The 18,741-nt window shown below is 36.2% G+C and carries 27 protein-coding genes and 1 tRNA gene; 21 read left to right on the plus strand and 7 right to left on the minus strand.

The window, feature by feature from the left end:
* The 4 genes from ACW9W3_RS08350 to ACW9W3_RS08365 all read right to left on the minus strand — a co-directional run.
* The coding region (locus ACW9W3_RS08350) for a VOC family protein (RefSeq protein WP_457765768.1) at nucleotides 1-91 on the minus strand (91 nt) is incomplete at its 3' end.
* A gap of 44 nt (nucleotides 92-135) precedes the next feature.
* Nucleotides 136-615: a 50S ribosomal protein L11 gene (locus tag ACW9W3_RS08355; protein WP_457765690.1), complete on the minus strand. Its 480-nt coding sequence runs from the start codon at nucleotides 613-615 to the stop codon at nucleotides 136-138.
* A 35-nt stretch (nucleotides 616-650) separates the two neighbouring features.
* Nucleotides 651-1,109 (minus strand): transcription elongation factor Spt5, encoded by a 459-nt coding sequence (locus ACW9W3_RS08360; protein ID WP_457765691.1) that lies wholly within the window; start codon nucleotides 1,107-1,109, stop codon nucleotides 651-653.
* Nucleotides 1,110-1,111: 2 nt separating this feature from the next.
* Entirely contained in the window at nucleotides 1,112-1,285 is a 174-nt protein-coding gene (locus ACW9W3_RS08365) for a protein translocase SEC61 complex subunit gamma (RefSeq protein WP_457765692.1), read from the minus strand.
* A 39-nt stretch (nucleotides 1,286-1,324) separates the two neighbouring features.
* Here ACW9W3_RS08365 and ACW9W3_RS08370 point away from each other — a divergent pair, with 39 nt between their 5' ends.
* On the plus strand, nucleotides 1,325-2,101 hold the full coding sequence (locus ACW9W3_RS08370; RefSeq protein WP_457765693.1) for a D-aminoacyl-tRNA deacylase: 777 nt from the start codon (nucleotides 1,325-1,327) through the stop codon (nucleotides 2,099-2,101).
* On the plus strand, nucleotides 2,098-2,397 hold the full coding sequence (locus ACW9W3_RS08375; protein ID WP_457765694.1) for a methylated-DNA--[protein]-cysteine S-methyltransferase: 300 nt from the start codon (nucleotides 2,098-2,100) through the stop codon (nucleotides 2,395-2,397). The genes ACW9W3_RS08370 and ACW9W3_RS08375 overlap by 4 nt, the downstream gene beginning before the upstream one ends.
* On the opposite strand, the gene ACW9W3_RS08380 is transcribed toward ACW9W3_RS08375, so the two are convergent.
* Nucleotides 2,394-2,849, minus strand: a complete 456-nt coding sequence (locus ACW9W3_RS08380) for a 50S ribosomal protein L19e (protein WP_457765695.1) — start codon at nucleotides 2,847-2,849, stop codon at nucleotides 2,394-2,396. The genes ACW9W3_RS08375 and ACW9W3_RS08380 overlap by 4 nt on opposite strands.
* Nucleotides 2,833-3,237, minus strand: coding sequence for a 50S ribosomal protein L32e (locus ACW9W3_RS08385; protein ID WP_457765696.1), 405 nt, complete (start codon nucleotides 3,235-3,237; stop codon nucleotides 2,833-2,835). Before ACW9W3_RS08385 ends, ACW9W3_RS08380 begins: the two co-directional genes overlap by 17 nt.
* Before the next feature lie 148 nt (nucleotides 3,238-3,385).
* On the opposite strand from ACW9W3_RS08385, the gene pckA reads away from it, so the two are divergent.
* The gene (gene pckA, locus ACW9W3_RS08390) at nucleotides 3,386-4,990 is read left to right on the plus strand and encodes a phosphoenolpyruvate carboxykinase (ATP) (RefSeq protein WP_457765769.1); all 1,605 of its coding nucleotides are present in this window, start codon (nucleotides 3,386-3,388) and stop codon (nucleotides 4,988-4,990) included.
* Nucleotide 4,991: 1 nt separating this feature from the next.
* On the opposite strand, the gene ACW9W3_RS08395 is transcribed toward pckA, so the two are convergent.
* Nucleotides 4,992-7,013: a S8 family serine peptidase gene (locus ACW9W3_RS08395; protein WP_457765697.1), complete on the minus strand. Its 2,022-nt coding sequence runs from the start codon at nucleotides 7,011-7,013 to the stop codon at nucleotides 4,992-4,994.
* A 78-nt stretch (nucleotides 7,014-7,091) separates the two neighbouring features.
* Between ACW9W3_RS08395 and ACW9W3_RS08400 the strand changes: the two genes are divergently transcribed.
* The 18 genes from ACW9W3_RS08400 (at nucleotide 7,092) to ACW9W3_RS08485 (ending at nucleotide 18,692) form a co-directional block, all read left to right on the plus strand.
* The gene (locus tag ACW9W3_RS08400; RefSeq protein ID WP_457765698.1) at nucleotides 7,092-7,712 is read left to right on the plus strand and encodes a superoxide dismutase; all 621 of its coding nucleotides are present in this window, start codon (nucleotides 7,092-7,094) and stop codon (nucleotides 7,710-7,712) included.
* Between the two features lie 93 nt (nucleotides 7,713-7,805).
* Entirely contained in the window at nucleotides 7,806-8,231 is a 426-nt protein-coding gene (gene pfdA, locus ACW9W3_RS08405; RefSeq protein WP_457765699.1) for a prefoldin subunit alpha, read from the plus strand.
* Nucleotides 8,232-8,234: 3 nt separating this feature from the next.
* Nucleotides 8,235-9,602 (plus strand): signal recognition particle-docking protein FtsY, encoded by a 1,368-nt coding sequence (ftsY, locus tag ACW9W3_RS08410; protein ID WP_457765700.1) that lies wholly within the window; start codon nucleotides 8,235-8,237, stop codon nucleotides 9,600-9,602.
* Entirely contained in the window at nucleotides 9,599-10,513 is a 915-nt protein-coding gene (gene argF / locus ACW9W3_RS08415) for an ornithine carbamoyltransferase (protein WP_457765701.1), read from the plus strand. Before ftsY ends, argF begins: the two co-directional genes overlap by 4 nt.
* A gap of 36 nt (nucleotides 10,514-10,549) precedes the next feature.
* The gene (locus ACW9W3_RS08420; protein ID WP_457765702.1) at nucleotides 10,550-11,032 is read left to right on the plus strand and encodes a 50S ribosomal protein L18; all 483 of its coding nucleotides are present in this window, start codon (nucleotides 10,550-10,552) and stop codon (nucleotides 11,030-11,032) included.
* 2 nt (nucleotides 11,033-11,034) lie between these two features.
* Nucleotides 11,035-11,754: a 30S ribosomal protein S5 gene (locus ACW9W3_RS08425; RefSeq protein WP_457765703.1), complete on the plus strand. Its 720-nt coding sequence runs from the start codon at nucleotides 11,035-11,037 to the stop codon at nucleotides 11,752-11,754.
* Nucleotides 11,755-11,760: 6 nt separating this feature from the next.
* On the plus strand, nucleotides 11,761-12,228 hold the full coding sequence (locus tag ACW9W3_RS08430; protein ID WP_457765704.1) for a 50S ribosomal protein L30: 468 nt from the start codon (nucleotides 11,761-11,763) through the stop codon (nucleotides 12,226-12,228).
* 1 nt (nucleotide 12,229) lies between these two features.
* On the plus strand, nucleotides 12,230-12,655 hold the full coding sequence (locus ACW9W3_RS08435; protein WP_457765705.1) for an uL15 family ribosomal protein: 426 nt from the start codon (nucleotides 12,230-12,232) through the stop codon (nucleotides 12,653-12,655).
* Complete coding sequence (gene secY, locus ACW9W3_RS08440) at nucleotides 12,648-14,078, plus strand: preprotein translocase subunit SecY (protein WP_457765706.1); 1,431 nt, start codon at nucleotides 12,648-12,650, stop codon at nucleotides 14,076-14,078. Before ACW9W3_RS08435 ends, secY begins: the two co-directional genes overlap by 8 nt.
* Nucleotides 14,056-14,643: an adenylate kinase gene (locus ACW9W3_RS08445; protein ID WP_457765707.1), complete on the plus strand. Its 588-nt coding sequence runs from the start codon at nucleotides 14,056-14,058 to the stop codon at nucleotides 14,641-14,643. The genes secY and ACW9W3_RS08445 overlap by 23 nt, the downstream gene beginning before the upstream one ends.
* Nucleotides 14,644-14,646: 3 nt before the next feature.
* Nucleotides 14,647-15,276 carry an EMC3/TMCO1 family protein gene (locus tag ACW9W3_RS08450; RefSeq protein WP_457765708.1) on the plus strand — a complete coding sequence of 210 codons (630 nt, stop codon included), beginning with the start codon at nucleotides 14,647-14,649 and terminating at the stop codon, nucleotides 15,274-15,276.
* A complete protein-coding gene (locus tag ACW9W3_RS08455) occupies nucleotides 15,273-15,833 on the plus strand; it encodes a cytidylate kinase-like family protein (RefSeq protein ID WP_457765709.1) in 561 nt (186 codons plus the stop codon). Before ACW9W3_RS08450 ends, ACW9W3_RS08455 begins: the two co-directional genes overlap by 4 nt.
* Entirely contained in the window at nucleotides 15,830-16,831 is a 1,002-nt protein-coding gene (locus tag ACW9W3_RS08460; protein ID WP_457765710.1) for an RNA-guided pseudouridylation complex pseudouridine synthase subunit Cbf5, read from the plus strand. Before ACW9W3_RS08455 ends, ACW9W3_RS08460 begins: the two co-directional genes overlap by 4 nt.
* A gap of 21 nt (nucleotides 16,832-16,852) precedes the next feature.
* Entirely contained in the window at nucleotides 16,853-17,299 is a 447-nt protein-coding gene (locus ACW9W3_RS08465; RefSeq protein WP_457765711.1) for a hypothetical protein, read from the plus strand.
* A gap of 62 nt (nucleotides 17,300-17,361) precedes the next feature.
* Nucleotides 17,362-17,463: transfer RNA gene (locus ACW9W3_RS08470), tRNA-Ser, on the plus strand.
* 107 nt (nucleotides 17,464-17,570) lie between these two features.
* Nucleotides 17,571-17,873, plus strand: coding sequence for a hypothetical protein (locus tag ACW9W3_RS08475; RefSeq protein WP_457765712.1), 303 nt, complete (start codon nucleotides 17,571-17,573; stop codon nucleotides 17,871-17,873).
* A gap of 76 nt (nucleotides 17,874-17,949) precedes the next feature.
* On the plus strand, nucleotides 17,950-18,249 hold the full coding sequence (locus tag ACW9W3_RS08480; protein ID WP_457765713.1) for a hypothetical protein: 300 nt from the start codon (nucleotides 17,950-17,952) through the stop codon (nucleotides 18,247-18,249).
* Nucleotides 18,250-18,383: 134 nt separating this feature from the next.
* Nucleotides 18,384-18,692, plus strand: coding sequence for a hypothetical protein (locus ACW9W3_RS08485; protein WP_457765714.1), 309 nt, complete (start codon nucleotides 18,384-18,386; stop codon nucleotides 18,690-18,692).
* Nucleotides 18,693-18,741 lie beyond the last annotated feature (49 nt).

Here is an 18,741-nt window from a genome sequence, read left to right on the forward strand (position 1 = left end):
TTGCTATTTGCCAACCAAACACATCTTGATAGAATTTTTGTGCTCTACCTTGATCATCATATGGAATTTCAAAGTGTGAAACTTTGTTCATAAATATTAAAAACAGTGATTATTGATAATCTTTTTTCCAGATATTTATTGGAATTTTGCATCCCATTTACCTTCATTGATTTCTGCAGTCATCTCTTTTGGTGTCTTTCCTTCTATTTTGACTCCTAATGCAAGACATGTACCAATGATTGTCTTTGAAACTGATTTTAGTGATGTGGCATAAGATTTCTCTAGTTTTGTATTTGCAACTTTGATTACTGCATCAAGTGTAACATCTCCTGCCCACTGAGTACCCGATGCACCTGAGCCTTTTTGGATACCTGCTTCTTTCATGATTAATGCGGCAGCTGATGGGATACCGATTTCAATTTCATATTTTTTTGTATCAGTATCAACAATTACCGTAACTGGAACTTTCATTCCCTCAAAGTCTTTTGTTTTATCATTAATTGCCTGAATAACTTCCATGATGTTGACACCTAGTGGTCCTAGTGCTGGACCTAACGGTGGACCTGCTGATGCTCCTCCGCCTGTTACAAGTGATGATACTTTTTGTTCTCCCATGTTAAATCAAACTCAAATTGAAAATTTAATCCTTCCTAAGCCTCACTTGAGAGTTTTAGGTAGTTTGCGTCTACTGTTACTGGCAATTGATATGATGCATCCAGTAAAACTACGGTTGCCTCTTCTTTGTCAACATCAATTCTTGTGATCGTTGCCTTCATTCCCTTGAATGGACCTCCTGTAATTTCTACGATATTATCTACTGCTAATTGTGAAACTGTTGATTTCTTGATTAGATATCCTTCGATATCTTTGAATTCTAATTCTCCTCTTAATTGACCGCGAATATGTCTTACACCTTCAACTGCCATATATGCATCACTAGGATTGATTGCTTCAATTACAACATATCCCTTGAGATTGTCTACTAGTAATACTGATTGAATGTTAATTTGATTGGCATTAGCTTTTGCTTCTAATAATCTCATGACCACTTTTTCTTGTCCTCCAGTGGTTCTGATTGCAAACAAATGAGATTTTATTTCCTCTGACAATTTTACCGTCCAAATGTAATTACCGAAAAGACAAACTGTATGGTAAATCCAATTAGTCCAACTCCACCAATTCCCAATAATACTAGTCTTAGATGTTGTTGGTACTCGTCTTTGTCTGGTTTTTTGGCCATTTTCATGGTATTTACCATATTCTTCAAAGTCTGCCTAGGGTTCATTGGTGGAAATTAATAGGGTGTCCTTATATTCCTTATCTCATGGAACTACTAATTGCGTATCAAGAAGACCCGGCTGGCCACAATATGGCAAAATTTCTTTCAAAGGAAATGACCAAAGACGGTGATGTTTTTCGTGGAAAATATTATGATTTACTAATTATTCCAACTCCTGCAATTTCAGCTGATTGGTTAGAAGAAAAATATGACTATGATGGATTTGTTTTTCTCTCAAAACATGCAGCAGAGTCTGGACAGTTAGCTCTGACTTGTCATAGTACGGGAAATTTCTCAGAGGCCAAGTTTGGAGGAAATGACAGACAAGTTGCAATACCTCATCCTGATCTTCAAAAAGCATATCTTCAAACATTAAAGAAAAACCGCTCAAAGTTTTCAGATTTTCAAATTACTATAGAGGCCACACATCATGGTCCTACTGCATTGAAAAAACCATCCATTTTCATAGAGATTGGTACTACTGAAAAACAATGGACTGATGAATCATTGTGTCATTCTGTTGCAATACTAGTTCATCAGGTAATGTCTCAGACAATTCCTGAAAATCCAGTCGCCATTTGCTTTGGTGGAACTCACTACCCTTCAAAGTTTACAGATGAATTACTAGATGGAAAATATGCACTTGGAACTGTAATTCCAAAACATGCATTAGAAAATCTTGATTCAGAACTATTCTCTCATATTTTATTGCAAAACAAAATGGCAACTACTGCACTATTAGATTGGAAAGGCTTGGGCTCTGATAAACAAAAAGTACTTGATTTGCTTGAAACAACAAATCTTGAGGTAATCAAACTTTGAATCTTGAACAAAAGATTTACAAAAAATTACTCGAAGTACCTAAAGGCCAAATCACAACATATGGTGATCTTGCAAAAGCCGTTGGATTAAAAAATGGACAGAGAGTTGTTGGAAAAATTATGAACAAAAATCCATATCCTGTAATCATTCCATGTCATAGAGTTGTAATGTCTACAGGTAAAATTGGAGGCTATGCATATGGAGAGCACATCAAGACCAAGATGCTCAGCGATGAAGGTATCAAGATTAAGAATGGTAAAATTGTGAATTTAGAAAATACAGTTTATCGGTTCTAGTCTTTTCTCTTTTCTTTGATTTCATCCATGAGTAGTCTTAGGTGTGCTTTGTTTCTAACAGTATTACCACCTACTTTTTTGTAGAGTTCCCAGAATTCTGGATTTGTTAAATCTTTTCTGTCTTTTGCAATCTTTAGTAATCTTCTCAATGAACGAACTTTAGCAACATAAACTTCCTTTTTGCCAACTCTTGCACCTTTTCTACCTTGTTTTGATCCTTGAGTTGTACCTCTCTTCTTTCTCTGGTCTTTTTTGAATTGTGCTCTACCTCTAGATGTTCCAACAAATGGTTTTATCTTGATTGTATTTGCAGTGATAAGACTACGGATGTTTTCTCTAGTAATTGCATCTGCAATATCATCTAGGTGATCCGTATCAAATTTAATTCTGTGAATTCCAACTCCAGTGACTCTAGATGCGAGTCTCTTTTTTGCGTTAAGATTTACTACCAATTGCACTCACTCTTGCATTAAAAATTTTAAATTTCTTTTCAATTGCTTTTACAATGATTTCCTTTCTCTTTCTAGTTCCAACACTGTGTCCGAATCTAACTCCATCTGTTTTTGGATCTAGTTTTTCCAAGTCTGATAAATTGAATACTAAATTATCTGTATATCCTGATGGGTGCAATCCTCTTGCTTCTTTTGGTCCTCCATATCCGACTTTGACAAGTCCTGGACGGCCTCTACTTTTTTGTTTTCTCTGGTGATGATCGATACCCTTTGGTTTTCTCCAGTTAGTCTGTAATCTAACATAACGCCAGCTTTCTGGTCTTACAAAGTCTGGATTGTGTTCTTTTACTTCCTGTCGCTTTGCAATCTTGTCCTTGTTGATAGGCATCAATTTGAGTCTTGAATTTTGGAATAAATACGTTCCTAGACAAAAAAATAATTTCCTATAAGAAAAAGATAATAAGGAAACTTTGGGCGGATCGATATCTCATGAACCAGCCTGGGGTTGATAAAATTATTTTTGGAGGCCAAATCCTCTGACCCAAGTCGTAGGTAATGCAGTAACTGACAAATTTTCTAACCAGCTAAAAGAGTTTGGAATCAATCCATCCAAAGTCCACAGAAATCTAAGCGTAGAGGAGATGGTCTCAATTGCAGTTGAGCGAAAAGAGGGAGTAGTAAATTCCACAGGCTCACTTTCAGTCAATACTGGAAAATATACTGGCCGATCCCCTGATGACCGATTTATTGTATTTGATGATAAAACCCATGATGCAATTGATTGGGGTAAAATTAATCACCAATTCCCAACTGACAAATTTGAGAAACTCTTAGAGAAAATGAAAAACTTTGTTGATAACAAGGAGCTTTATGTCTTTGATGGTTTTGTTGGGGCAGACCCTGAAACCCGTTTACCAATTAGGGTGATAAATGATCATGTCTGGCAAAATATGTTCTCAAGGAATTTGTTTATTCGACCAACAAAAGATGAACTTGAAAACCATGAACCCGAATTTACCATTTTATGTATTAACGACTTTGTAGCAGATCCGGAAATTGATGGAACAAGAACTGATGTCTTTATCTTAATTGATTTGACTAGGAAAATTGTTTTGATTGGCGGAACAGAATATGCCGGTGAAATGAAAAAGTCAATGTTTGGTGTAATGAATTTCTTACTACCTGACCGTGGAATCTTCCCAATGCACTGCTCTGCAAACATTGGAGAGAAAGGTGACACTGCATTGTTCTTTGGATTGTCTGGCACTGGAAAGACTACGCTTTCAGCAGATCCAAATCGTAAACTAATTGGTGATGATGAACATGGTTGGTCTGATAATGGAACTTTTAATTTTGAAGGTGGATGTTATGCAAAGTGTATCAATCTTAGTCAAGAAGCAGAACCTGAAATTTGGAACGCAATCAAACCTGGCGCAGTTTTAGAAAATGTAGTACTCAAAGACAATGTACCTGATTATGATGATAACACATTAACTGAAAACACTAGAGTTGCATATCCCCTTGACTTTATTCCCGGTGCTGTAATTCCAAGTGTTGGGGGGAATCCCAAAGTAATCGTATTTCTGACAGCAGACGCACTAGGTGTTTTGCCACCTGTTTCTAGATTGACAAAAGAGGGGGCAATGTTTCATTTCATGTCCGGTTATACCAGTAAATTGGCAGGAACCGAACGAGGAATCAAAGAACCCAAATCTGTATTTTCTGAGTGTTTTGGGGCTCCATTCATGCCTAGACCTGCCTCAGTTTATGCCAAATTATTAGGTGATAAAATTAATCAGCATAATACTGTGGTTTATCTTGTAAACACTGGGTGGTCTGGCGGTCCATACGGTGAAGGACAAAGAATCAAGATAAAATACAGTAGAGCAATGGTTTCTGCTGCACTTTCTGGTGCACTTGATATTGTAAAGTATCGTCATGATGATTTGTTTAATTTGGATATTCCAACTGAAGTCGAAGGCGTTCCATCAGAAATTTTAGATCCAAAAAATACTTGGACTGATAAGGACTCGTATGATTTATCTGCAAAGAAACTAGCTAAGATGTTCACTGAGAATTTCAGTAAGTTTGAAAATGTCTCACCTGAAATTATTGAGGCAGGTCCTAAAATACTACAATAGATTATCTTCTTTTAATTAATCCAAAAATTCCAATAGCTACTATTATTACTGCAATGATTCCGATCTGTTTTTCTGGAACATCAAGGTCTAATCTCTGAATATTATTTGGAACTGTAGTTATCTGAATTGTATTGTATGCACTTGTAGAGTTTTGGTCTGTTTTGATTTTAGCTTCAATCCAGTAATCTGAATTCTCAAAAATATCAATTGTTGAATTTTTGTTTGGTAACATAGTTGTAGTATCTACTTTACCGTCTCTGCTATTTGTAACTGAAATTTTTGCAAAATTCCATTTCTCTGGATGATAAATTTCAAAGATTAGTTTTTGATTTTGTTGAATTACAGAAACAGAGCCTTGAGTATAGTGAACTAGTATTGGAATGGTATACTGAGTATCATCATGATGAATGATAATTTTCCCTTCATGATCACCAAAGTTTTCGCCAGTCATACTTAGTTTGAATTTTAAATTATTTTCTTCAAGAATGTGTGCAAATTGAATAAATTCTGGACCCTCAAATTTTACATCCAAATTATCTAGGGTTCCATCAATGAGTTTTAGTTGCAGTTGTTTTTCTGCAATTTTGTTATCTGATGGAATACTAATTACAAAATTCGGTGGCATTATGATTAGATTGGCTCCGTATGCCTTTGCGATATCAAGCCTTCCCGCCCCTGCATCATTTAGAGAGAATTGCTGGCCGTAGGCATCAGATACAGGCACAACTGTAGTTAGTAATAGCGATTTTATCTCATGGTGGTGGAGTAGTGGGTTTTTCTGCAGTAACAGTGCTGCTGCCCCACTTACATGGGGTGCAGCATAACTTGTTCCGCTAGTGAAATTATACCCTGCATTGTTTTGAGTGGTATTGATGTATGCACCAGGGGCAACAAGTTCGGGCTTTATGTAAAATGGTGAAACAGGACCACGGGAGCTAAAATGAGCTACAAAGTCTGGATTGTAAAACAGATGCATTGATGCATGATTTTCATTTTTGATTGATTCAATAATTTCTAGTCCTTCTTCTCTATCAATTGATACTACTGGAATTTGTGGTGAATAGTCTGATTCAATAAACTCGTGAATTAATTCTCCAAGAAAAATTCCTGGAACATTATTGTATACTATCAAAGCTTTGGCTCCTGCATTTGCAGCATTATTTTCTTTTATTGAAAAATACAGCATCTCTCCTTCAACGTCACTTCCTCTCTCAACTATTACTATTGCATCTTTGACATCCATTCCCTCAAAGTCTTTTAATTTTCCATGCTCCGCAAAAATTATTTTTCCAGTAATTGGGTCTTGCAATTTTGTAGATCCGACCATTGGAATTACTGTAAATGGTTTGTCATTAACTTCTAGTGTTGCAACCAAGCTTGACGTGAGATTGTTGTATGTTGCACCAACTGTAACTGAACCATAATTTCTTCCAGGACTTCCAATTGTTTGCAATTCTGGACCGTCATTTCCAGCTGCAGTTACTACAAAAATTTCTTTGTCTAATGCAAGATTTACTGCACGGTCAATCTTTGAATTTGTTTTGTTAACTCCCAAACTAATGTTGATTATGTCTGCATCATCCTCAATTGCTTTCTCAATTGCTCGAATAATTAGATCTGATGATACTCCTTCACCATTTTCTGAAACTTTGTATGCGAGAATTTTGGCTTTTGGTGCAACACCTTTGGCTTGTCCATCAGCTGCAATCACTCCTGCAACTTGAGTGCCATGTCCATTAGTATCAAGTGGTGGTTTGCCCTCGTCGATGAAATTGTACCCTCCTATGACTTTGCCATCAGGTCCCCAACCTAACAAATCTGGATGATTATAATCCACACCCGTATCAATTACTGCGATTTTGATTCCTTCCCCATTAATTCCATCCATTCTGGGAATGTCAGTTCCGATGAATGGAACGCTCTTGTCCAAATATACTCTAATTTCATCTTCTGCAAAAAAGGACTCGAAGAAAACAAATCCTGCGGTAATCACAAGTATTAATGAAAATGCTAGAATTTTCACAAATTTTTTCAGCATTTTTACAAGTAAAAATGAATTGCTTCGTAAAGCAATAAATTGAATTAAGATCTCTTTGATTCTATGGGAAAATACACTCTTCCTGAAATGCCATATGCATATGATGCACTAGAACCTCACATTGACGCAAAAACAATGGAGATTCATCACACAAAACATCATCAAGCATACACTGACAAACTAAATGCAGCCCTTGAAGCATGTCCTGCTGATATTCAATCAAAAGACATACTTGAGATTCTAGCTGATATCAAATCAGTACCAGATGCTCAAAGAGGTGCAGTTAATTTCAATGGTGGTGGATTTGATAACCACAGGCTATTTTGGAACAACATGAAAGCAAACGGAGGCGGTGAACCAGGAGGATCAATTGCTGATGCAATTAACAGTTCTTTTGGAAGCTTCGCTGAGTTTAAAGAGAAATTTTCATCCACTACAGCAGTAATACAAGGTAGCGGTTGGGGATGGTTAGTTTACAACCCTTCATCAAGTAAGGTTGAATACAAATCAATGCCAAACCAAACAAGTCCAAGAACTGAAGGACTTATACCATTATTGGGCTGTGATGTTTGGGAACATGCATACTATCTAAACTACCAAAACAAAAGACCCGACTATATTGCCGCATGGTGGAATGTAGTAAACTGGGATGAGGTAGAATCTAGATTCTCTAAAGCAAAATAAAGTTCAATCTTTATTTTTTTCTTCATTTTCTATTTTTGATTTCACACTTGCTCATGAATGAATTTATAACCTTCTGAGGGGGGTTGGTTGTAAATGAGTGAAGAACAGGCCGAGCAATTAATGCAGCAAATGCAAATGCTTGAGACATATTTTTCTGATTTATCTCAAAGAGAAGGAACCTTCTACAGTATTTTGAGAGAAGCAACTGCCGCAATTGAATCAATCCAGTCACTTGGTAAAAGTCCTGAATCAGAAACTCTAGTTCCAATTGGAATGGGAACTTATGTTCCAACAAAGATTTCATCAAATAGCAAAATCATTTTAAATATTGGATCTGGAGTGGCAGTTGAAAAAGATTTTCCTTCTGCAATTAATTATCTTGAAGCAAGAATTAAAGAAATAGAAATTGCTTTGCAAGATACTGCTGCAAAGAAACAAGATGCAGCAAATCGATTAGAGCAAGGAAAAGCCCAAATGAATCAAATGATGCAGGCAATGCAACAACCAAAATCGGGATAAACTATGTTTGATAAACTTCGTAGTGCATTTTCAAATGCAGCGAAAAGTCTTGGTGAAAAAGAACTAAATGAAAAAGATATTGAAGATATTTTATTTGAATTAGAAATTTCTCTTATGGAGTCTGATGTAGCAACCGAGGTAATTGATTCTATCAAAGCAGATCTCAAAACAAAACTAATTGGCTCTAAAGTTGATAAAAAAGAAATTGAAAAATTTGTCAAAGACAGTTTGATTTCAAGTATCTCTACACTATTTGATGCTGCAGGTACTTATGATCTGTTTGCAAAAATTGATGAAAAAAAGAAACAAGGAAAACCCTTTTTGATTTTGTTTGTTGGAATTAACGGAACTGGCAAAACTACATCACTGGCAAAAATGGCACATTTGTTGCAACAAGCAAAATATTCTGTAGTAGTAGCTGCTGCTGACACTTTCCGTGCAGGTGCAATTGAGCAATTGCGAGAGCACACTAATCGACTTAATCTGAAACTTGTTGCTCAAAACTACGAATCAGATCCTGCTGCTGTTGCACGAGACGCTGTTCTTTATGCAAATTCTCACAGAACAGATTGTGTATTAATTGACACTGCAGGAAGAATGCAAACAAGCAAAAACTTGATGGAGCAAATTGCAAAAATCACCAAAGTTGTAAATCCTGATATGAAAATTTTTGTCGGTGACTCTTTGGCAGGAAATGATACTGTGAATCAAGCACGAGAGTTTTATGAGCATGTAAAATTCGATGCCTCTATTTTGACAAAGAGTGATGCTGATGCTAAAGGTGGGGCTGCACTATCTATTGTAAAAATAACTTCAACTCCTGTTCTTTATGTTGGAACTGGGCAAGAATACTCTGATCTAAAGGCTTTTGATAAAACAACTTTTCTTGAAACTGTTTTTGGCTCATTAGATAACGTTGAGATAAAAAAAGACAAAGAACCTGAACCAACACCAGAACCTGAACCAACACCAGAACCTGAACCAACACCAGAACCTGAACCAACACCAGAACCTGAACCAACACCAGAACCTGAACCAACACCAGAACCTGAACCAACACCAGAACCAACACAAATTTCTTCAGATGATCCATTTGATGGAATCAAGGATGATGATATTGCAATTTATTCAGATCTGTTTGATGTTCCACCACCTGAAAGAGACAGTGAAGCAGTAAAACTAGGAAATAAAATCCGTCAATGGATAAAAGACGGCAGACCAAAACCTGGTGAATCAAAACAAGATATTGAAGAAGATATTGAAGAAGATCTTGAAGATGAGGTTGAAGATGATGCTAAGGATTTACAAAAACATGATAAAGAAGAAAAATCTAAAAAGAAACGAGGTATGTTTGGATTCTTTAAGAAATGAAACTCAAAACAAAAAACTTACTCACTTTAGCGGAACTATCTCCAAAGGAATTTTTAGGATTAATTGATGACTCCATTAAACTAAAAAAAGAACTCAAAAAAGGAACTACCAAACCTATTTTGAAAAATAAAACTCTGGCAATGATATTTCAAAAGCCATCTACTCGAACTCGTGTGAGTTTTGAAACAGGAATGTTTCAGCTAGGCGGTCACGCAATTAATTTATCAGCAAATGACATGCAGCTATCCAGAGGAGAGACAGTTGAGGATACTGCAAAGACTCTGTCAAGATATACTGATTGTATTATGGCGCGAGTCTACTCTCATGATTTAATTGAAAAATTATCAGAACACTCTAGTGTGCCTGTAATTAATGGACTCTCTGATTCATTTCATCCTTGTCAAATATTGGCAGACTTTATGACCATTAAAGAAAAAAAGAAAAAACTCAAGGGACTAAAGATTGCCTGGGTTGGAGATGGAAATAATGTATGCAACTCTATGATTTATGGTGCCGCACTATCTGAAATTGACATGTCTATTGCAACTCCAAAAGAATTTCAACCTGACAAAGGCGTTGTAAAACAAGCAAAGAAATCAACTAACATTGAATTAACTGTTGATCCGCTTATCGCAACTAAAAATGCAGATGTTATAGTTACTGACACCTATTCTTCAATTCACAACAGTGATCCAAAACGAATCAAAAAATTCCTTCCAAAATATCAAGTCAGTTCAAAACTAATGAAGTCTGCAAATACTAATGCGATCTTTATGCATTGTCTTCCAGCAAAAAGAGAACAAGAAGTTACAACATCTGTAATTGATGGAAGTCAGTCTGTTGTTTGGGATGAGGCAGAAAATCGTTTACATACACAGAAGGCTTTGCTTGCGGCTCTAATTCGCGCTTAACGTATATAAGAGCAGATTCAAACTCGGTTTCTATAGATGGCCTATTCGAAAATATTGCGTAGACTTAGAGAGGAAAAGACCAATTACAAAAAACGTGGCACCATGTTGATGGGTAAACGTGATTTTATCACTGTAAATATTACTAATGAAAACACTCAAGTCCAAATTCTAACACCTGGAATGGAAGGCGATAAAGTAGTTGCATCTGCACATTCTAGATATCTCCTTGAGAAAGGATGGAAGGGTTCTAGAAAAAGTGTACCTGCAGCATATCTTACTGGATACTTGGCAGGAAAAAAAGCACTTGGTAAAGGCGCAAAGGATGCAATTCTTTACACCGGAACTAGACGTTACACTCAAAGAATGGCAGCAGCCCTCAAAGGAGTCATTGACGCAGGAGTACAAGTGCCAGCAAATGATGAAACATTTCCACCCGAGAATAGACTCAACGGTGAACATCTTACAGTAAAAAATGAAGTATCAAAAATGAAATCTACAATTGACAGCGAGGTAAAGTAGAGATGAGCCAAGCTGCACAATCTAAAGGTAAACCTGGACAAAGAGGACGAGGTCCACCAATTTACGGTAGTGGTCCACCAGGTGGAGTTAAAGGTGGAGATCGTCCAAGAAGACCAAGGCGAGAACCAGAAGAAGAAGTTTGGGTTCCAAAAACAATCTTAGGTCAAAAAGTCTCATCAGGTGAAATTACATCACTGGAGGAAATTATAGAATCAGGATTAAGAATTCAAGAGTCAGGAATTATCAAAAAACTACTACCCGACTTGAAAAGTGAAGTAGTAGATGTTGGTATAATTCAAAAAATGACTTCAAATGGACAGTCAACTAGATTCAAAGCAATTGTTGCAGCTGGTAATGAAAATGGTTACTTGGGAATTGGCCAAGGAAAATCAAAACAGATGAGAATTGCAATTGAAAAAGCAACCAGTCAAGCTTTCCTAAATGTTAATCCAATCAAACTAGGATGTGGTAGTTGGGAATGTAGATGTGATCAAAAACATTCAGTTCCATTCAAAGTAAAGGGAAAAGGTGGAAGTGTTACAATTGAAATTATTCCTGCACCTAGAGGACTAGGACTTGTTGCAGGTGGTAAAATTAAACGATTATTGGAATTAGCAGGTCTAAAAGATGCATGGACTACTGCAAAGGGCTCCACTCCTACAATGAACTCTACTTCTAAAGCAATTCTGGACTGTCTAAGACAGACATTTAGTCAAGGTTGATAGAAAATGGCAAATGCATATCTTGTTGTTAGAATAAAAGGTCAAGCTGACTGTCCTTACTGGGCAACTCACACTATGATGCTACTAAAATTAGATAAAAAATACCGTGCAACAATTTTGCCTGCCAAAGAAAATACTTTGGGAATGCTAAGAAAAGTACAGCACTATGTTTCTTGGATTGAACTTGATGCATCATTGGCAAAAGAACTCATTGATAAAAAGGCAAGAAAAGGTGGTTATCAGAAAATTACTCCAGAAGATCTTAAAGAACTAGGATTTGCAAGTTCTGATGAATTAGGAACTGCATTAGCAGAAGGAAAAGCTACACTATCTAAATTAAAACCACTAAAACCCTGGTTTGCTCTAGCACCTCCAAGACTTGGATTCAAAAGAAGTACCAAGAGACTTTATGGAAACAAGGGCATACTTGGGCAAAACAAAGAACTTGACGCAATTGTTAGGAGAATGATTTGAGATGGCAACAAGATTAAGAAAAACAAGACGACTTAGAGGCGGAAGACACATGGGATGGGGACAAGTAGGTCAACACCGCGCAAGTGGTCACAAAGGTGGTCTTGGAGTTACCGGTATGCTAAAGCATCATTGGAGTTCTACTTTAAAATATGAACCAGATCACTATGGTCATGAAGCACCTAAACGCCCTCACCCAAATATTACAAAAACATGGACTAGCATCAGAGATCTTGATGACTTGTTCTTAAAGTTCGGTAAAGAAGAAGGAGGTAAGAAAATCGTAGACCTTACAAGTCAAGGCTACGAAAAACTCCTTGGTGGCGGAAAAATCACAAATACCTATTCCGTCAAAGTAAAACAATTCACTGCAACTGCAGAAGAAAAGCTAAAAGCTGTTGGGGGAGAGGTGTTATCTGATAATGGCTGAGGGTACAATTACCAGTGTTATTCGAAAAATAGTTTTCAAAGCAGAACCATATCTTCCGCAAGTTCCAAAACCAAAAAAGAAAATTCCATTACCAACTAGACTGTTATGGTGTGGAGTCGCATTACTAATTTACATGATAATGGGTCAGACTCCCTTATTTGGAGCAACAGCTCCGCAGTTTGACTTTTTAGCATTTGCCAGAGTAATTTTTGCATCTCAACAAGGAACTCTTGTTGAATTAGGAATTGGACCCATAGTTACTGCTGGACTTTTAATGCAATTGCTGAGAGGTTCAGACATTCTGAAATTTGATTTCAAAAAACCCGAAGAGAGAGGAATCTTTCAGACTGCAACTAAAATTGTAACCTACATTGTAATTGTCGCAGAATCAATCGTATATGCCACTGCAGTATATGGACCTGGAGTTACGGAGCCGTACTTTCTGTATGTCATGATAGGGCAGCTGATGGCAGCGTCGATTATTATCATGTTCTTAGACGAATTAATTCAGAAAGGCTGGGGTCTGGGCAGTGGAATCAGTCTTTTCATTATGGCAGGTGTTGCACAACAAATTCTTTGGAGTTTGTTTAGTCCGTTGCCTGCAGGTGATGGAGGAACGATTGGTATCATTCCGTATCTTGGACAATCAATAATGACTGGAGATTTGTCAAATGTATTCTTCCGTTCAAATCAACTTCCGAGTGTCTTTGGCATATTCCTGACAGCTGGAATCTTGTTGATCTTAGTATTCACACAAGGAATGAAAATTGAAATTCCAATTGTATCTACAAAATACAGAGGTTTCAATGCAGTCTATCCTATCAAATTGATGTATGTTTCAAACATTCCGGTAATTTTGGCATCGGCCCTTACGGCAAATGCTGTTTTCATATTCCAAATGTTGTGGGCAAACATGAACCCGAGAAATAATAATTTCTTCATGAACTTTGTTGCACAGTTTGACCCGACAAGTCCATCTACTCCTGTAGGTGGTATTATCTATTACATCACACCCCCCAGAGGTTTGGATGTTGCAGCATTGGATCCAATGCGTGCAGTAGGATATGTGTTGTTTATGGTAGGAATCGTTGTAGTGTTTGGAAGACTATGGGTAGAACTTGGTGGTTTATCTCCAAAGAGTGCAGCTCAGAACTTACTTGATGCTGATGTGCAGATTCCTGGATTTAGAAGATCAAACAAACCAGTTGAAGCATTATTGAACAAATACATTCCATCAGTTACAATTATTGGCTCTATGATTTTGGGGCTCTTAGCAGGTGTATCTGATGTTTTAGGTGTGTTTGGTTCTGGTATTGGAATTTTACTTATGGTAGATATTCTCATCAACTATTACACACAGTTAGTAAGAGAACAAGTAGAAGTCGTCATGCCGCGTTTGGGTGCTTTGCTTGGTAGAAAATAAGCGAATAATCCTTGTTGGAATTCCAGGTGTAGGAAAAACTACTATTTTAAAAAAAATGGTAGAAATCCTAAAAAATCGTAATAAAACTGTCCACGTAGTAAGTTTTGGAACTTTGATGTTTGAAGTTGCAAAAGAAAATGGTCTCAAAGACCGAGATGAACTCAGACATTTACCTGTGTCCAAACAACAACACCTTCAAAAAATTGCTGCTGAAAAAATTGCAGCATATGGTGAGCAAGTGATAATTGTAGATACTCATGCATTTATCAATTCCCCTGAAGGTTACTATCCTGGATTACCAGAACATGTATTGAAAATTATTAAACCCACCAACTTTGTTTCAGTTTCAGCAAAACCTGAAGAAATCTATAACAGGCGAATGACAGATGAAACACGAAATCGTGATAAAATCACTTTACCAAATATCAATAAAGAACTAGATATTCAATCTGCAATGATCTCTACATGTACTGTACTTACAGGCTCGCCTGTAAAACATATTCTTAATAGAGAAGGAAAGATTGATGAAGCCATAGACAAAATAATCAATGCGATAGGACTGTAAAAAATGGACATTAACTTTATTCTACTATTTCTCGATTCAATCCCTCTACAGTTTGATATTTTTGGTGGAGAGGGAAGACAAGCACTTGGAAGCGATGATCCAATAATTAAGGGAATTATTCTTTCAATGTTTGCAGTTTCTGGATTTGGAATAATGTTGAATCTCTTCAATGCTGCAGTCAGAAAGAAGATGGTTGACCAAACAAAGCTAAAACGTATTATGAAAGAGACACGTGGATGGCAAAAAGAAAGAATGGCTGCCATGAGAGCAAAAGATACTGCAAAAGCAGCAGAACTTGGCAAAAAATCTGCATACATGAACAAAATGTCAATGGAGATGATGCAGATGAATATGCGTCCAATGATGATCACTTTTGTACCTTTAATTTTGATATTTTATCTTGTACTGCCTCAATTATTTTCTTATACTGTGGCATTATCTCCAATCCCACTAAATGTAATCCCAGGTGATTTCTTTCAACTAACATGTACAGCAGAACATGCAGCAATTGAAGGCGATCCTTGCTTTGGTCAAGAAAATTCTTTGTATCTCTGGGCTTGGTACTTTCTTTCATCTATTGCATTTAGTGGCATTATTATGAAACTGACGAAAACCTCTATGGATCTCAGTTGACAAAATCTATAGTAATTTCGGGTCCTCCTGCAGTAGGTAAAACAACTGTTGCCAAAGGATTGGCTGAAGAATTTCAACTAGAGTATCTCAGTGGTGGTGATGTTCTAAAAGAGATGGCAATAGACGAAGGGTATCACTCTGAAGGCGATGATTGGTGGGATACTGATGAAGGAATGAGTTTTCTTAATAAACGTGAAAATGATTCAAAATATGATAGAGCATTAGATGAAAAATTAACTAAACTTTTCAAACAAGGTGGTGTAGTGATCACTAGTTACACTTTGCCTTGGTTGATCTCAGATGGAATTAAAATTTGGTTGGAAGGTTCTCATGAAAGCAGTACAAAAAGAATGCAAACAAGGGATAACATGAGTCCACAACAAGCATACGAAATTACAAAAGAGAGATTTGATAAAAATAAGGCATTGTACAAAAAACTTTATGATTTTGATTTTGGTGAGGACAAATCTGTGTTTGATTTAATTATTAACACGGATCATCTATCTGCCAAACAAGTAATTGATGTTGCAAAAGAAACTGTGAGAAAACTGCTATGACACTAAAACAACTTGAAAATCTAATTGAAATTGATCAAGATATTACTGATGATGCATTTGGGACCTACTATGATAAACGATCACTTGAGCAATTACTAAACTATGGAATCATTTTATTGGACAAACCTCCGGGTCCTACAAGTCATGAGACAGTAGCTTGGGCCAAAAGAATTTTGAAACTACCAAAGATTGGTCACAGTGGAACACTTGATCCTCAGGTTTCTGGAGTATTGCCGCTAGGATTAGGTGAGGCAACAAAAGCATTGGGTGTTTTATTATTGGGACCTAAAGAATATGTTGGATTAGGACGTGTGCATTCACTCCCATCAAAAGAAAAACTATCTGAAACAATTAATTTGTTCAAAGGTGAGATTTTCCAAAAGCCACCACAACGTTCAGCAGTTGTAAGACAAACAAGAACTAGAACTATTTATGAATTTGAATTAATAGAACAAAAAGAAAGATTACTGCTAACTCGCGTGTTATGTGAGGCTGGAACCTATATTAGAAAATTATACTATGACATTGGCGAAGTTCTAGGACCTGGAGCTACCATGATTGAGCTTAGAAGATCTAGGGTCGACCAATTTTATGAAACAGATGGTCTTGTAACTCTTCATGAATTGGCAAATGCATTTGCGTTGTGGGAAGAGAATAAAGATGAATCAAGATTGATGAAAATGATAAAACCCGTAGAATATGCGCTAAGTGAATTAAAATCTATAGTAATTCGGGATTCTGCAGTAGATGCAATGTGTCATGGAGCTCAACTTGCAATTCCTGGAATTTTAAAAATTTCTCCAAATCTCAAGAAAGGTGATCTTGTTGGGATATATACGCAAAAAGGAGAAGCAGTAGCTCTGGCTGAATCCACAATGTCTGAAGAAGAGATTCGTGATGCTACAAAAGGATATGCATTTGAAACAAAGAGAATCATTATGGCTCCAAACACTTATCCTAAAAAATGGAGAACAAAGCCTATTCATCCAAAGGATTAACTAAATAATTATTCTAAAATCATGTTAGCAAAAAGCCTTGTAATTTTTATTGCGATTGGAGTAGTTTCAGGATTTGCTTATGGTGTTTATTTGATGGATGTAAAAACTACACATCAATTAGAGTATGTTGATGGTCCTTCAATTTCTTTGGTTACTGAAAAATTTGATTTTAAAAAAGGCGAGGAGATTAAAGTTCGAATTGTAAATTCTGGCACAACTCCAATAATTTTCTCTGATACATCATATGGTCTTAGAATTACAGGACTATCAGGAATATTGATGTACACACCAGTTAGCTTACAAGTTGTTTCAAATCTTGCACCTGGTGATGAAATTGAATTATTCTGGGATCAAATAAAAAATGATGGTGATACAGCTTTGGAGGGATTATACAAAATATCTGCAAAGGGACTAGATGAGAAAGGAAACCCAGTAGAGAAATCAACTACAGTAACCATTTGGAAGTAGGCTGTCAAAAGTAACATAATTTATAATCACATTTTACCGAGTATTTTTGTCGTTAGACTTGTGCCGGGGTCGCCTAGCCTGGTAGGGCGCGCGCCTGGAAATTGTTAAACCATAAAGCGCGTTCTCGCAAGGGAACGGGAGTTCAAATCTCCCTCCCGGCGCCATCTACTCAATATGATGTAGAACCAAAATATGATATACCTTTCATATTTGAAAACCAATCTTGGGAAATGTATGTGTGGTTTATAGTTGATTTTAACTTAGAAACAATATGTCTGCCGTAAATAACAGATCGGATAAGAAATCAAGTAAAAATACCACGTTCATAATTGCAGGAGTGATTGTATTGGGTGCAGTACTTTTATTTTCATATTTGATGTTCTATACATCACCAGAACACACTATGGAGATGGTTAAGGTAATTGCAATAACTGAAAATGGTTGTATTGCTGAAACCATGGATGGCTTTGCAGTAAACATTGGTGATTGCAATGCAGAGCCAGGAAAATATGTTAATGCTCTAGTTGACCAAAAAACAAAAGAACGTGCTGCTTTGATGAATCCAACAAATTAATTTTTTTTAAAAACATCATTTTATTTAAAATTATTTCAATTAAAATTGTTTTATACTAATTTATGTATTTTATTTTATGTCGATACGAAAACCTATAATTAAAAGACCAAAAGTCCCAAAAATAAAAAAACCATTAATATCTAAACGTAAACGTATCGTTAAAAAAACTCCTTCTTTTTCACTAGGTAGAATAAAGTCTACAATTACTACAAAAAAACCAGATATGCGCAAAAAAACTACTAAAACACCTCTAGGAACATGTTATCTTGAAAATAATTGCAAAGGTGTTCTTGCAAGAAAAGTAACTAAAGCACAATGTAAAAATCAAGGTGGAAAAAGTTGGAAGAAAGCAGGTGGAATGTGTGAAAAATTATAATTATTAAAATAACAAGCGATCATTTGAAATTAATTTTTTCCAAATAATTTTTAATTTATAGTAAAAATCTTTGAGTTGACCTGAAAAATTTCTGACGTACATGCTATTTACTTTACCTAATTTTGGATTTAATCATGGCAGCAAGAAAACGAACAGCCAAAAGAAAACCAACTAGAAAAATCAAAAAGGCTGTAAGAAAAACTACTAGCAAAGCCAAAAGAGCTGTTACAAAAGGCAAGAAATCTGTGAGAAAAGTAAAACGCACAGTAAGTAAGGCAAAGAAACGTGCTCAACTAGTAGCAAACAAAAGAAAAAGAGAACTTCTCCAAGCAGATAACAAGATCAAAAGCGTAAAGAAGGCTCTGAAAAATGCAGAAAAATCTGCTCGCAAAAAGAAAGCAAATTATCAAAAAGCATTGAAGAAAGCAACAAACACTAAATGATTTTGATAATGCATTCTATTTTTTCTTAATTAATTTTTTAACCATTTGC

The organism is Candidatus Nitrosopumilus sp. bin_68KS, from assembly GCF_054095825.1.

Bases quoted from the DNA above. Each gene is read 5' to 3' on its own strand.
- ACW9W3_RS08355 (WP_457765690.1), bottom strand. From the start codon at position 615: ATGGGAGAACAAAAAGTATCATCACTTGTAACAGGCGGAGGAGCATCA.
- ACW9W3_RS08365 (WP_457765692.1), bottom strand. From the start codon at position 1,285: ATGAACCCTAGGCAGACTTTGAAGAATATGGTAAATACCATGAAAATG.
- ACW9W3_RS08370 (WP_457765693.1), top strand. From the start codon at position 1,325: ATGGAACTACTAATTGCGTATCAAGAAGACCCGGCTGGCCACAATATG.
- ACW9W3_RS08385 (WP_457765696.1), bottom strand. From the start codon at position 3,237: ATGCCTATCAACAAGGACAAGATTGCAAAGCGACAGGAAGTAAAAGAA.
- ACW9W3_RS08400 (WP_457765698.1), top strand. From the start codon at position 7,092: ATGGGAAAATACACTCTTCCTGAAATGCCATATGCATATGATGCACTA.
- pfdA (WP_457765699.1), top strand. From the start codon at position 7,806: ATGAGTGAAGAACAGGCCGAGCAATTAATGCAGCAAATGCAAATGCTT.
- ftsY (WP_457765700.1), top strand. From the start codon at position 8,235: ATGTTTGATAAACTTCGTAGTGCATTTTCAAATGCAGCGAAAAGTCTT.
- argF (WP_457765701.1), top strand. From the start codon at position 9,599: ATGAAACTCAAAACAAAAAACTTACTCACTTTAGCGGAACTATCTCCA.
- ACW9W3_RS08420 (WP_457765702.1), top strand. From the start codon at position 10,550: ATGGCCTATTCGAAAATATTGCGTAGACTTAGAGAGGAAAAGACCAAT.
- ACW9W3_RS08425 (WP_457765703.1), top strand. From the start codon at position 11,035: ATGAGCCAAGCTGCACAATCTAAAGGTAAACCTGGACAAAGAGGACGA.
- ACW9W3_RS08430 (WP_457765704.1), top strand. From the start codon at position 11,761: ATGGCAAATGCATATCTTGTTGTTAGAATAAAAGGTCAAGCTGACTGT.
- ACW9W3_RS08435 (WP_457765705.1), top strand. From the start codon at position 12,230: ATGGCAACAAGATTAAGAAAAACAAGACGACTTAGAGGCGGAAGACAC.
- secY (WP_457765706.1), top strand. From the start codon at position 12,648: ATGGCTGAGGGTACAATTACCAGTGTTATTCGAAAAATAGTTTTCAAA.
- ACW9W3_RS08450 (WP_457765708.1), top strand. From the start codon at position 14,647: ATGGACATTAACTTTATTCTACTATTTCTCGATTCAATCCCTCTACAG.
- ACW9W3_RS08460 (WP_457765710.1), top strand. From the start codon at position 15,830: ATGACACTAAAACAACTTGAAAATCTAATTGAAATTGATCAAGATATT.
- ACW9W3_RS08465 (WP_457765711.1), top strand. From the start codon at position 16,853: ATGTTAGCAAAAAGCCTTGTAATTTTTATTGCGATTGGAGTAGTTTCA.
- ACW9W3_RS08475 (WP_457765712.1), top strand. From the start codon at position 17,571: ATGTCTGCCGTAAATAACAGATCGGATAAGAAATCAAGTAAAAATACC.
- ACW9W3_RS08480 (WP_457765713.1), top strand. From the start codon at position 17,950: ATGTCGATACGAAAACCTATAATTAAAAGACCAAAAGTCCCAAAAATA.
- ACW9W3_RS08485 (WP_457765714.1), top strand. From the start codon at position 18,384: ATGGCAGCAAGAAAACGAACAGCCAAAAGAAAACCAACTAGAAAAATC.